10 protein-coding genes are annotated in these 13,359 nt (G+C 67.4%); 7 read left to right on the top strand and 3 right to left on the bottom strand.

The window, feature by feature from the left end; all coding sequences use genetic code 11:
- The first annotated feature begins 3 nt into the window (after positions 1–3).
- The 5 genes from A5648_RS02260 (at position 4) to A5648_RS02240 (ending at position 6,162) form a co-directional block, all read left to right on the top strand.
- Positions 4–1,104 carry an MBL fold metallo-hydrolase gene (locus A5648_RS02260; RefSeq protein WP_082966290.1) on the top strand — a complete coding sequence of 367 codons (1,101 nt, stop codon included), beginning with the start codon at positions 4–6 and terminating at the stop codon, positions 1,102–1,104.
- Positions 1,089–3,518, top strand: coding sequence for an HAD-IC family P-type ATPase (locus tag A5648_RS02255; protein WP_207511579.1), 2,430 nt, complete (start codon positions 1,089–1,091; stop codon positions 3,516–3,518). Before A5648_RS02260 ends, A5648_RS02255 begins: the two co-directional genes overlap by 16 nt.
- 26 nt (positions 3,519–3,544) lie before the next feature.
- The gene (locus tag A5648_RS02250) at positions 3,545–3,982 is read left to right on the top strand and encodes a type II toxin-antitoxin system Rv0910 family toxin (protein ID WP_065022991.1); all 438 of its coding nucleotides are present in this window, start codon (positions 3,545–3,547) and stop codon (positions 3,980–3,982) included.
- A gap of 173 nt (positions 3,983–4,155) precedes the next feature.
- A complete protein-coding gene (locus A5648_RS02245) occupies positions 4,156–5,736 on the top strand; it encodes an ATP-binding cassette domain-containing protein (RefSeq protein WP_065022990.1) in 1,581 nt (526 codons plus the stop codon).
- Positions 5,737–5,745: 9 nt separating this feature from the next.
- Positions 5,746–6,162, top strand: coding sequence for a hypothetical protein (locus tag A5648_RS02240; protein WP_065022989.1), 417 nt, complete (start codon positions 5,746–5,748; stop codon positions 6,160–6,162).
- On the opposite strand, the gene A5648_RS02235 is transcribed toward A5648_RS02240, so the two are convergent.
- The 3 genes from A5648_RS02235 to A5648_RS02225 are packed head-to-tail and all read right to left on the bottom strand — an operon-like array spanning position 6,143 to position 9,038.
- A complete protein-coding gene (locus tag A5648_RS02235) occupies positions 6,143–6,961 on the bottom strand; it encodes a TIGR03621 family F420-dependent LLM class oxidoreductase (RefSeq protein WP_065022988.1) in 819 nt (272 codons plus the stop codon). The genes A5648_RS02240 and A5648_RS02235 overlap by 20 nt on opposite strands.
- A 10-nt stretch (positions 6,962–6,971) precedes the next feature.
- The gene (locus tag A5648_RS02230) at positions 6,972–8,030 is read right to left on the bottom strand and encodes a poly-gamma-glutamate hydrolase family protein (RefSeq protein ID WP_065022987.1); all 1,059 of its coding nucleotides are present in this window, start codon (positions 8,028–8,030) and stop codon (positions 6,972–6,974) included.
- Positions 8,031–8,036: 6 nt separating this feature from the next.
- The gene (locus A5648_RS02225) at positions 8,037–9,038 is read right to left on the bottom strand and encodes a DUF1214 domain-containing protein (RefSeq protein ID WP_082966291.1); all 1,002 of its coding nucleotides are present in this window, start codon (positions 9,036–9,038) and stop codon (positions 8,037–8,039) included.
- 300 nt (positions 9,039–9,338) lie between these two features.
- Between A5648_RS02225 and A5648_RS02220 the strand changes: the two genes are divergently transcribed.
- Entirely contained in the window at positions 9,339–11,309 is a 1,971-nt protein-coding gene (locus A5648_RS02220; RefSeq protein ID WP_065023024.1) for a hypothetical protein, read from the top strand.
- A 192-nt stretch (positions 11,310–11,501) separates the two neighbouring features.
- The gene (locus tag A5648_RS02215; RefSeq protein ID WP_082966289.1) at positions 11,502–13,274 is read left to right on the top strand and encodes an alkaline phosphatase family protein; all 1,773 of its coding nucleotides are present in this window, start codon (positions 11,502–11,504) and stop codon (positions 13,272–13,274) included.
- Positions 13,275–13,359 lie beyond the last annotated feature (85 nt).

Below are 13,359 nucleotides of genomic sequence, written 5' to 3'. Positions count from 1 at the left end.
GTGATGTTGCGCGGAGCACTTCGGCTGGCGGTGGGTACGGCGTCCCTGGCCGCCGGTAGCTGGACGCTTCGCGCGCTGCGCGGCACACCCGGCGCCCTCGGTGCGGCACCGCATGTCATTGACGCGGTGGCCTCCCGGTCGCCGAACTACCGCGACGGGGTCTTCCACAACATCGAGCCGGTCGCGGTCGTCAACATGGACCGCGAACAGCAGCGCCTGATGCTGCGGGAGCTGTTCGCCGATCGCGGCGCGGCGCGGCCCGCGGCACCCGTCCCGTTGGTGGACCCTGATTTCGGCGCCGCCGAACCGCTGTCGATCACCTGGCTGGGTCATGCCACGGCGCTGATCGACGTCGACGGCTACCGCGTCCTGACCGACCCGGTGTTCAGCGAACGCTGCTCGCCGTCGGACGCCGTCGGTCCCCGGCGGCTGCACCCGCCGCCGGTCGAGCTGGCGGCGCTGCCCGCGGTGGACGCGATCGTGGTCAGCCATGACCACTACGACCATCTCGACATCGACACGATCACCGCGCTGGTCCGCAGCCAGCGGGCGCCGTTCGTGGTCCCGCTGGGGGTGGGCGCGCACTTGCGGGCGTGGGGCATTCCCTCCGGCCGGGTCATCGAACTCGACTGGGACGAGCACGTCGCGCTCGGCGAACTCACGTTGACCTGCACCCCGGCCCGGCATTTCTCCGGCCGGCTTCTGACCCGCAACATGACCCTGTGGGCGTCGTGGGTGATCGCCGGACCGGGCCACCGGGTGTACTTCGGCGGCGACTCCGGATACACCGGCAGCTTCGCTCGGATCGGCGCCGAGCACGGTCCGTTCGATGTGACCCTGATGCCGATCGGCGCCTACAACACCGCCTGGCCGGACGTCCACATGAACCCCGAGGAGGCGGTCCGGGCCCATCTGGACGTCAACGGCGGCACGCTGGTGCCGATTCACTGGTGCACGTTCCGGCTGGCGCCGCACCGGTGGGATGAGCCGGTGGAGCGGTTGCTGGCCGCCGCGCAGACCGCCGGGGTCCCGGTGGCCGTCCCGCGTCCCGGCGAGCGGATCCGGCCCCCGGCCGGCGACGTCACGCCGTGGTGGCGGATTTGACCGTCACCCGGGGCGCCGTCGGACTCACCGACGACGAAGTCGCCCAACGGGTTGCGCAGGGCCAGACCAACGACATCCCGGTGCGTGCCGCACGCAGTGTGCGCGAGATCATCCGGGCCAACGTGTTCACCCGGATCAACGCGATCCTGGGCGTGCTGCTGGCCATCGTGGCGACCACTGGATCGCTGATCAACGGACTGTTCGGGCTGCTCATCGTCTTCAACAGCGTCATCGGCATGGTGCAGGAGATCCGGGCCAAGCAGACGCTGGACAAACTGGCCATCGTCGGCCAGGCGAAACCGTTGGTGCGCAGACAATCCGGGACCGCGGAGCTCCCGGCCCGCGAGGTGGTGCTCGGCGACGTCATCGAACTCGGACCCGGCGACCAGATCGTCGTCGACGGCGAGGTCGTCGAGGTGTCCAATCTGGAGGTCGACGAGTCCCTGCTGACCGGTGAAGCCGACCCGGTCGGCAAGAGCATCGGCGATCAGGTGATGTCGGGCAGTTTCGTGATCTCCGGCAGCGGCGCCTACCGGGCCGCCCGGGTCGGCAGCGAGGCTTACGCGGCCAAACTGGCCGAGGAGGCCACCAAGTTCACCCTGGTGAAATCCGAACTGCGCAACGGCATCAACCAGATCCTGAAATTCATCACCTACCTGTTGATCCCGGCCGGGCTGCTGATCATCTACACCCAGCTGTTCACCACCGATGTGGGCTGGCGGGCATCGGTGCTGGCGATGGTCGGGGCGCTGGTGCCGATGGTTCCCGAGGGTCTGGTGCTGATGACGTCGCTGGCGTTCGCAGTCGGAGTGGTGCGCCTCGGGCGGCGGCAGTGCCTGGTGCAGGAACTGCCCGCGATCGAGGGGCTGGCCCGCGTCGACGTGGTCTGCGCCGACAAGACCGGCACCCTCACCGAGAACGGCATGCGGGTGGCCGAGGTCGCCGAACTTCCCGGCGCTAAAGGGCTTCCGGTACACGAGGCGCTGGCCGCGCTGGCCGCCGAGGATACCCGGCCCAACGCCAGCATCCAGGCCATCGCCGAGGCGTTCCCGACATCGCCGAGCTGGACGCCGAGCGGCTGCGCGCCGTTCAAGTCGGCCACCAAGTGGAGTGGCGTCTCGTTCTCTGAGCACGGCGACTGGCTGATCGGCGCCCCCGACGTACTGCTCGAACCGTCGTCGGAGGCCGCCGAACAGGCCGAACGGATCGGCGCGCGCGGCCTGCGGGTGCTGCTGCTGGGCGTCAGCGACCGGCCCGTCGATCACCCGGACGCGCCCGGGCAGGTCACCCCGGTGGCGTTGGTGGTGCTGGAGCAGAAGGTGCGGCCCGATGCCCGCGATACGTTGGATTACTTTGCCGAACAGCAAGTCTCGGTGAAGGTGATCTCCGGCGACAACGCGGTCTCGGTGGGTGCGGTGGCCGAGGAGCTGGGGCTGTCCGGGGGAGCGATGGACGCCCGGCAGCTGCCGTCCGAATCGGACCGGCTGGCCGGCGCATTGGAGGAACACACCGTCTTCGGGCGGGTACGCCCCGATCAGAAGCGGGCCATGGTGCGCGCGCTGCAGTCACGCGACCACACGGTGGCCATGACCGGCGACGGTGTCAACGACGTGCTGGCGCTCAAGGACGCCGACATCGGCGTGGCGATGGGCGCCGGAAGCTCCGCGGCGCGCTCGGTGGCGCAGATCGTGTTGCTGGACAACAAGTTCGCCACCCTGCCCTATGTGGTGGGCGAGGGACGCCGGGTGATCGGCAACATCGAACGGGTGGCGAACCTGTTCTTGACCAAGACGGTGTATTCGGTGCTGCTCGCCCTGTTGGTCGGCCTGGTCGGGCTGGCTTCGGCGCTGTTCGGCACCAAGCCGCTGCTGTATCCGTTCCAGCCGATCCACGTCACGATCGCCGCCTGGTTCACCATCGGCATCCCGGCGTTCGTCCTGTCGCTGGCGCCGAACAACGAACGGGCGCAACCGGGATTCGTGCGGCGGGTGATGAGCGGGGCACTGCCGGCCGGCCTGGTGGTGGGCATCGCCACCTTCAGCTCCTACCTGCTGGCCTACCGCGGCAGCGAAGCCACCCCGGTGCAACAGATCCAGGCGTCCACCACCGCGCTGATCACCCTGCTGATCACCGCGGGCTGGGTGCTGGCCGTCGTGGCGCGGCCGTATCAGTGGTGGCGGCTGACGCTGGTGGTCTGCTGCGGCCTGGCCTATGTGGGCATCTTCGCGATCCCGTTGGCGCGGGAGAAGTTCCTGCTGGACCCCTCCAACGTCGCGCTGACGTCGCTGGCGCTGGGGGTAGGGGCCCTGGGCGCCGCCGCTATCGAGGCGATGTGGTGGGCCCGCGGCGTGATGCTCGGTGAGCGGCCCAAGTTGTGGCGGGAGCCGGCAACGACCACAATGACCCACCGATAACGGGGATATGAGGAGAAGAAAATCACATGGCCAAGCTCTCCGGATCCATCGACGTCCCACTGCCTCCCGAGGAGGCGTGGAATCACGCGTCGGATCTGTCGCGCTATAAAGAGTGGCTGACCATCCACCGGGTGTGGCGCAGTGTGCTGCCCGAAACCCTGGAGAAGGGCACCACGCTCGAGTCGATCGTCGAGGTCAAGGGCATGCCCAACCGGATCAAGTGGACGATCGTGAACTACAAGCCCCCGACCGGGATGACCCTCAACGGCGACGGCAAGGGCGGCGTCAAGATCAAGCTGCTCGCCAAAGTCACCCCGGCCGGCGACGGCTCGAAGGTCAGCTTCGACGTTCATCTGGGCGGCCCGGCGCTGTTCGGACCGATCGGCATGCTGGTGGCTGGCGCACTGAAGAGCGACATCAATGAGTCGCTGCGCAAGTTCGTCACGGTTTTCGCTCCGGCTTAATTGGGTTGCACGCCCCGATATCCCGCAACTAAGGTGGCGGGCGTCGGTTTCACAGGAGGTATGGAATGACAGGCATCGCCGGTCTCGCGCCGTTGTCCGCGCGCTGATCACCGACGAATCGCCGTAGTCGCGTCCCGGTTGTCAGCGCCCCTGCTGACTTTCCCGGAGACCCCATGTCCATTTCTGATTTCGATTCCGTAGTCACCCTGACCGATGTCGGCTTCGACTGGCCTGACGGCAGCACCGCGCTGGCCGGCGTCAGCGGTTCGTTCGGTGCCGGCCGCACCGGCCTGGTCGGTGCCAACGGAGCCGGCAAGTCCACCCTGCTGCGGCTGATCGCCGGGGAACTCACCCCCACCGCCGGAAGCGTCACCACGGCCGGCGAGGTCGCCTACCTGCCGCAGCGGTGTCCCCTCGATGTCGATGTCTCGATCGCCGAATTGCTCGGTGTCGCTGATCGACTCGCCGCGCTTCGGGCGATCGAAAGCGGTGACACCGCGGCCGTCCATTTCGAGGTCGTGGGCGATGACTGGGATATCGAAGCCCACGCCGATGCGGCATTGCGCGACATCGGTTTCGGGTCGGGTGACCTCGACCGCCGGATCGGCGAACTGTCCGGTGGGGAGGCGATGCTGGTGGCGCTGACCGGTCTGCGGCTGGCGGCCGCCCCGATCACCCTGCTCGATGAGCCGACCAACAACCTGGATCGTGCCGCGCGTGCCGCACTGGCGCGGCTGGTCGCAGCATGGCCGGGGGCGCTCATCGTAGCCAGCCATGACACCGCGCTATTGGAGCAGATGGGCTGTACCGCAGAGCTTTACGGTGGGCGGCTCACCACCTTCGGTGGGCCCTACCGCGCGTGGCGGGCGCACCTGGACTCCGAGCAGGCCGCCGCCCGGACCGCGGCCCGCGCCGCCGAGCAGGCGGTCAAAGTGGAAAAGCGCCAGCGCATCGAAGCCGAGACCAAGCTCGTCCGTCGCAGCAGGGCGGCCCGGACGGCCCAGGAGAATAAGCGCGCCGCGAAGATCGTGATGAGCCAGAACGCCTCCAACGCACAGGTTTCGGCCGGCCGGCTGCGCAGCGACCTGGACAGCCGGGTGCGCGACGCCCAAGCCGACCTGCATGCCGCGTCCGCCCGGGTTCGCCATGATGAACACATCCGCGTCGAGTTGCCCGACCCGGACGTGGCGTCGACTCGCCGGCTGGCCGAACTGCCGGGCAGCGGCGGGCCAATCATCGTGCAGGGCCCGGAACGGATTGCCCTGGACGGCCCCAACGGGGTCGGCAAGACCTCACTGCTCGAAGCGCTGCTGGCCGGTGCGGGTGGAAGCCTGCGAACCGACCGGGTCGGCTACCTCCCGCAGCGGCTGGATCACCTGGATGACACGGCGTCCGCGTTCGACGCCGTCTCGGTGATATCGGGCAGCGAGCCGCGGGCGGTACGCGCCCAACTGGCCCGGTTCCTGCTGGACGCCGATTGTGTGGCGCGGCCGATCGGCACCCTGTCCGGCGGTGAGCGGTTCCGGGTCGCACTGGCCCAGCTGCTGCTCGCCGACCCGGTGCCGCAGCTGTTGCTGCTGGACGAACCCACCAACAACCTCGATCTGGCCAGCGTGGACCAGCTGGTCGACGCGCTGGCCGGCTACCGCGGGGCGTTCATCGTGGTCAGTCACGACGACGACTTCCTGGCCCGGCTCGGCCTGACCCGGACGCTGGTGATGCCGCGCCGCGGTGAGCTCGTCGATGCGAGTTAGTGTCACAACATGACTCGCTCGCGTCCAGGTTGGCTCATCGCGCTGTTCGCCGTGATCCTGTCGGTCAGTGCGTGGTTGCCGTGGCTGGTCACCTCGGCCAACGGCGGGGGGCGTGCCAGCGCGATCGGTGGCAGTGCCGGCAGCATCGCGTTGCCACCCCGGTTCGGCGTCGGCCAGCTGATCGTGCTGCTGGCGGCCGTACTGCTGGTGGCCGGTGCGATGATCGGCCGGGGGCTCTTCAGCACGGTGGCATCGGTTGCCGCGCTGGTGATCTCACTGGGCATCGCCGGACTGGGCGTCGGGTACTACCGGCTGAATGTCGTGGCGCCGATCACCGCCGGATACGGGCTGTACATCGGGGCGGTCAGCGTGGTCGGCGCCCTGGTCTGCTCGCTGTGGGCGTTGGTCAGCGCAGCGCGGCGATGACCTTCGCGAAGGCTTCGGCGTGGTTCTGCTGGACGGTGAAATAGCTCAACCCGTACCTGCGGCGGTATTCCCGCAACGTGTCCGCCATCTCGTGCGGTGACCCGGACAACACGGCGGGCATGGCCAGCAACTCCTGGTCTGACAGGGTCGGGGCGAACTGGCGGGTCAGCGACAGGTCGGGCAGCCCAGAGGCATCGGTCGGCACCGCCGTGATGGCCAGGTTCAGTTCCAGATCGTCGAACCGATCGCCGGCGGCCGCGCGGACAAAGGAGATCCGTTCGGCCAGTGCATCGGCCGCACCAGCTACCCGCGCCCCGGTCAGGCCGATGATGCCGGCGTGCCGGGCCGCCACGGTGAGCAGCCGATCACCGCTGCCGGCGATCAGGATCGGCACCCGCGGCTGATGCGTCGCCACATAGGTCGTCAGGTGCTCCAGGTACTCGATGCGCCGGCCGGCGCTGGGGAACGGCAACTCGGCGGCTTCGAACTCCGCCCGGACGTAGCCGGCACCGAGACCGATCTCCAGCCGGCCACCGGAGAGCAGGTCGGTGTCGGCGATGTCGCGGGTCAGCAGCGCCGGCTTGTAGAAGCAGGCGTTGAGCACGTAGGTGCCCAGCCGGATCGTCGTGGTGGCCGCCGCGGCCGCGACCAGCGCGGGGAAGGGCGCCGGGGCACCGAGATGATCGGGCACGTGGAGCACATCGAAGCCGGAGCCCTCCAGCCGTCGTCCGGTCTCGGCGAGTGCGCTCGCGGACCGGACCGCATGCAGGCCCACGCCGAAGCGAAACTGCTTGTCCACCAACTACCTCCTACACATTCCAGGAGCGGGCCGCGGCGGCCAGACCGCGCACCAGCGCCGCGGTGACCGGCGACAGGCCGTCCTCGCCGGGCGGCTGGCTGCGCGGGCTGATGCCTCGCACCCGAGGCGACAGCTCCAGCTGGGTGCCGCCGCCCCGGACCTGATTCACCGGGTTCGCCGGGTGCAAGCCCCGCAATCCCGCCGGTATCGCGTTGAGATCGGTGATGACCTGATAGCCCGGCAGATCGAGGCATTGGGCGACGTGCGCAGCCAGCCCGCGGTTGCGCCCGCCCGCCAGCAGGTGGGTACTGCGTCCGATCCGGCCATATCCGTGCAGCGACACCACGACGTCGACATGCGCGAGAAATGCGGCAAGCCGTGCGGACTCCGCGGCGAGATAGCGCGTCGAGGGCAGGTGTCGCGCATAACCCTCGGGATGCCGCACCAGATACACCGACGCGTCGGCGGCTTCGGCGGCGCGTTCGGCGATCACATCGGTCATCTGCTCCAGGCCGCCGCCGTGAATGGCCAGGAAACCGAACCGCGACCGCAGCCGGCTCTCTTCGACGACCCCGGAGTCGGACAGCAGTTCCGAAAGCGACTGCGGTGCCGCGTTATTGGCGGGCGAGGTGCGCAGCGGCCACTGGAGCGGATCCCAGCGGCGCAGAAACTCGATCCACGCCGGGGGCAGCCGGTGCTGGACGGCCGCGCCGATGATGCGCTCCAAGTAGCCGTCCCGCGGTGCGCCGGGCTGCACCCGATGGTCGATGTACACCCAGGCCGGCGCCGGCCCGTCGCTGGTGTGCACCGTCAGCCGGTCGCGGCGGTAGCGCACCGGGACACCCTCGGCGCTGTCCAACGCGGCCAGGTCGCGGGCGGATACCCGCCACAGCACCCCGTGCACCCGCGAACCCGGGAACGGCTCGACGGTGGCGACACCGCGCTGATTGATCAGCCAGTCGTGGTCGGCCAGCGTCGCCGGGCGGGGATCCGACGCCTCGGGACAGCGGCGCGCCATCTGCTGCACGCACAGGTTGGACCCGTACGCGAAGTAGATATGGGGCGCCATCGGTCGTCAGCGTGGCGGACGTGCCGGGGTTGCCGGGGGCGAGGGCGGTGGCCGGGTGTCGACGCCGGCCGTCTCAACCGGTTGCGCCGCCGGGAAAACCCACTTGCCGGACAGAATCTCCTGCCGCGGCTGGTAGAGCCGCACCAGATAGTTCCATCCCGGTGTGATCGGCAGGCAGTTGATGACGTTGGGCGAGCACCCGCCGAACTGCACGGTCACCGATCCATCTTGCGCCTTCACCGCGGTGATGTCATTGACCGAGTAGGCCTGCTGCGGGTTCTCGGTGAAGTAGCCGTTCTTGTTGTAGACGCTGACTGACCAGAAGGCTTTCACCGGAACGTTTTCGACGGTGAGCCGGTGCACCGTGTTGCCGTCGTTGCGGGCCGGGGTGACGTTGAGGTACAGCGCATCCTTTTCGGGGTTGCCGCCCCAGGCCGCGGCGGCTCCGATCAGGTGCCGCACCGGGTCGGTGTCGGCCAGGGTGCCGAACATGCCCCGGGTGTCGGGGATGGTCTCGGCCAACACCAGCAGCGCGTCGCCGACCTTCTTCTGGCTGACCGGATCCCACCGCGGTACATCGAAGCTGCCGGAGTCCTCCTGGGTCACCGTGACGTGGTCCTGCAGCCGGCGGGCCGCACCCAGATCCGCCGGATCCTTGGGGTCGGCCAGGATACGGACGACGACCATGACGTAGCGGGTGCCGACCTGCTGGTGGTCGAGGGTGTGCTCGCCGCCGCCGTAGAACATGTCGGTGACGTATTCGTCCTGGTTGATCACCTGTGCCGACATGTACCGCTCACCCGGATCGGGCAGTGTGATCGTCACCGGAGCGGCCTGCAGGTCGAACACCCCGGCCGAATACAAGGTGTCGCGGTTGGACCGCACCACCAATTGACGGTCGATCGGGGTGACATCGCGCATGTGGAAGAAGCGACCGAAGCCGTTCTCGTTGACGACGTTGGTGAATTCCTGATCGGTCACGGCCCGTACGAAGTTGTCCGGTGACACCAGCACCATGCCGTTCGGGGTGCTGCGGGGCGCCTGGTGTGCCAGCGGGTCCGGTCCGGCCTTGGTCACCGTCAGTCCGCATCCGGCGAGTGCGAGCACCGCCGCCGTCAGGCCGAACGCAGAAACCCATCGCTTCGACATGCAGCGCAACCTACCCGCCGGCGCCGGCCGATGTCGGCAGGCGCCGGCGTTTGCTCGGGAACTCTTGCACCCGGTCTGGTCCGGACGTATGGTCGGAAAATTAGATTTCGCTGTTAATCAGACGAGTAAATAGTTAATCCATAACCGGGGGAAGTGGCCGTGGACCTGACCGCGAGTGCCGGACCGAAACGCGCGCCTCGGGTTCTCGGGCGGCGGTACGGGGTTGCCGCGGCAGCACTGGGCAGTGCGCTGTCGATGGTGGCCGCCCCTGCGCTGACCATCCCCGCTCAGGCCGGGCCCGCGGTGGCGTTGACCGCGGGATATCAGCAGGCCCTCGACGCGCTGCTGGACGCCATGAAGCAGGCGCAAGCCAACGATCTGGCCCTGCCCTATGCCTCACCCGGCGACGCGGACACGCTGATGACGATGCTGCAGAACACCAACTACCAGCTACTCACCACCGGATTGTCGCGGGTCACCGAGCTGTTCAACGGCGTGTTCTTCCAATCGCCCGAAGTGGTCGCCGGGACCGTCGCCGACTCCCGCCAATACTTCGACTACTTCACCCCCGACATCAACTACCACGTCACCGCGGGGCTGGCTCCCGGTGCGACCTACGTGCTCACCGGAACCCTCGGTGGGGCGACCGAGCACATGTCGATCAGCACTATGGCCGTCACCGGTGCCACGGCACACACCATCGAGGACCTGGAACTCAACCACGGCCTGGTGGTCGATGCCAACGGCAACTTCACCATCTACATCGGGCCGGAAGCGCCGGCAGGTGCGGTCAACTTCCTGGATTCCACTGACGCCACCGTCGGCGGCGCCGCGTCCCTGCTGATCCGCGACATGACGGGCGACTGGGCCAAAGGTCCGGCCAGCATCAGCCTGCAATGTGTGGCCGACTGCCCGCCGTTCTTCTCCATCCCGGCCGGCGGATTCTTCCCCACCGACGGCGGCGGAACCGACGTGCCGACCGAGCCCGCCCACATCGGCTCCGTCGACGACGTGTTGAACATGCTGTTCAGTGCCTTCGCCCAGATCGTCGTGCCGTTCAACCAGCGCAGCATCGAAGGTGGGGCATCGGTGGGTATGGAGGTCCCCGCCAACACGATGATGACGTTGGCACCCGAGACCAGCTACGGAGTCGGTCTGGAGTCCGCGGTCGTCACTGGCGGCAACTGGGAGCTGGATCCCGGTGAGGCCCTGATCCTGAAGGTGCCGACGGTCGAGGCGGCCTACAGCGGCATCGAGTTGATGAACGTCTACGGCGGCGCGCTGCCCTACGTGATGGCCCAGACCACCCTCAACAACACCACCACGTACCACGCCGACGACGGCTACACCTATTACGTCATCAGCGCGACGAATCCGGGTGTGGCCAACTGGCTCGACACCGGCGGCCTCACCACGGGGGAGATCTTCGCGCGCTTCGAGAACGTCACCGACCGTGCCGACGCGCTCGGCCTGGGGGTGGAGACGCAGGTGGTGAACCTCGATGACTTGGGCAACAGCATCCTCCCCAGCGACACTCCGACCGTCAGCCCTGAGGAGTTCGCTGCCGACATGGCCCGGCGAGTGTTCTCCTACGACTACGCGATGGACGTCTCCCGGATCCACGCCCAGCCGGCCTGGGTGCTGCAGCATCTGGAGCTGAACGCACTATCGGCCCTGATGGGCCAGGACGACTTCGAGTCGGTGTTCGGCAGCCAGCCCTTCACCCCGATCGAGCTGCGGTTCACCGACGCGCTGAGCCCGGACTGGGATGCCGTCATGCGCAGCGTCTTCGACCACCCGATGGAAAGCCTGACCTCGGTGTGGAACGCCCTGCCCGTCCTGACCAGCGACATCACCTTGCCGATCACGCTGGCGCTGGCCCAGACCGCCATGTCGGTGGTCATGCCGCAGATGCTGCTCACCGCTATCGACGACGCGCTGTTCAATCCGAACACCAGCATCCTGGCCGGGCTGCTCAACGCCCGCGACGACCTGGCGACGGTGATCTTGAGCGGCAACGACGACTGGCCGACCGAACTGAGTGCGCAGGCGGCCCAGCAGTGGGCGAACATGGCGGACCTGATCGCGAACACCCCGAGCTTCAGTCTGGCGGACCTGTTCGGCGGCTGATCGGGCAACAGCCCCTGTCAGGGTGCTGTGAATTGAATCTTTTCGGTTATCAATGGGCTTTTCCGCTTGCTAACTTAAGCCGTCTTATTGCCTTTGCCTGGGGAAGGTTAGGCCATGACTCGTCCACGTCTCAGGGTAGGGGACCCGGCTGCACGGAAGTCGAGGGGACGATACCGCCGGCGTGCGCTCGGGATGACCGGCGCCGTCAGCGCGTTCGCGACGGTGGCAGTCGGGCAGCTGGCCACGCCCGAAGCTCATGCCGATGAGTTCGACCTGTTCATCGATCAGGTCCTCACGTCGATCACCGGTTTCCTGGAGCAAGACTGGGTAAGCGGCGCCTTGGGGTCGCAACTGGACACCGAGCTCGTCACCTGGCTCACCAGCCTCGATCCGGTTGGCGCTGTCGGCGCCGACGCGCAGTTGATGAGTCAGAACCTGCTGGTCAACCCCGGCTTCGAAATAGCCGACCCCTCCGGGTCGGGCTACAGCGGGGTCACCATCCCGGGCTGGACCGAGACCGGCACCCCGACCGTGATCGCCTACGGCACCCCGGTCGGTTACCCGTCGCCACTCTCGTCGCCGTTACCCACGGCGACGGGGTTGTTCGGCTTTCCGCAGAACGCGCCCCCGGGCGGCGGCGACAATTTCGCCGGCGGCGGACCGGTGGCCACGTCCACCATCAGCCAAACAGTCGACCTCACCGGTGCGGCCGGAACGCCGTACACGCTAAGCGCAGATCTCGGCGGCCAAACCTGGAACCCGTCTTATGCCACCGTGCAGGTCAGCTTCCTCGACGCGAACGGGCACGTGCTGGGCACCGGCTCGCTCAACCCGGTCACGGTATGGGATCGCCTGGGGTTTACCGGGTTTGAGCAACGCGAGATCACCGGGACGGTTCCGGAGGGCGCCACCTCCGCGCAGGTGACCACGACCTTCACCGACACGAACCAGTACCTCGGCGCCTACAACGGCGCCTACGCCGACAACGAGTCGTTCACCGTCGGCGATCCAAGCCTGGCCCCGGCGACGCTGCTCCCGCCGGAATCCGATGTCGGCCACTTGGATCACGTGTTCGTGATCTACATGGAGAACAAGGGCTTCGACGACCTCGTCGGCAGCCCCAACGCGCCGTACATCAACAGCTTGATCAACACCTACGGATCTGCGAACAACTACTACGCGCTGAGCCACCCCAGTGATCCCAACTACGTCCGGGTCCTGGGTGGATCGGACTTCGGCATCGACTACAACTCCGCCCCGAACTCCATCGACGCACCGAACCTCATGCAGGAAATGGATCAGGCGGGCATTTCGTGGGCCGGCTACGCGCAGAGCATGCCGTCCCCAGGTGCCATCGTGTCATCGGGTGACTACGCCGCCGACGAATTGCCCTTTACCCAATTCAGCTACGTCTACGGCAACACCCCTGATTACCTGGAAGAGCACCTGCTTCCGCTGACGCAGTTGGCCACCGATCTCGCTCACCCGAGCACCTTCCCGGGATTCACCTGGATCGCCGCCAACGAGGACAACAACATGGAAGGCCCGGTCGATACGTTTAGTGGCGTTCTGCAGTTCATCGCCACCCAGTTGACCGACCATCAGTACAACGTCGCGGCCGGTGACCAGTTCGTCCAGCAAGAGGTCTCCACCATCGAGAACTCCGCGACGTGGACTGACCCGACGCAGCGCGACGTCATCATCCTCACCACCGACGAGGACAACAACAATCTGTCACTGGGCTTCGGCAACCAAGGCAATCACGTTCCGATGATCGTCATCCCGAGCGCGGGCGCCGTGACGGCCGGGGGGATGCAATCCGGCAACTTCACCATCGACGACTACTACAACCAATACAGCCTGATGGCCACCATCGAAGACGCCCTGCGCACCGCGCCGGGAACACTGGCCCCGCTCACCGAAAACGACATGTACGCCTCACCCATGAACGCCTTCTGGAAGTAGTGGTGCCCCTGTTGGACTTCGGGTGATGCTTGACGGATCGTCTTCGGTTGATCCTTGACACTCCAGGTTAGTGGTTAGGCCTGTT

The organism is Mycolicibacter sinensis (genome assembly GCF_001673565.1).
Lineage (GTDB): Bacteria > Actinomycetota > Actinomycetes > Mycobacteriales > Mycobacteriaceae > Mycobacterium > Mycobacterium sinense_C.
The sequence above is the reverse complement of the archived record's forward strand: the minus strand, read 5'-3'. Positions and strand labels throughout refer to the sequence as shown.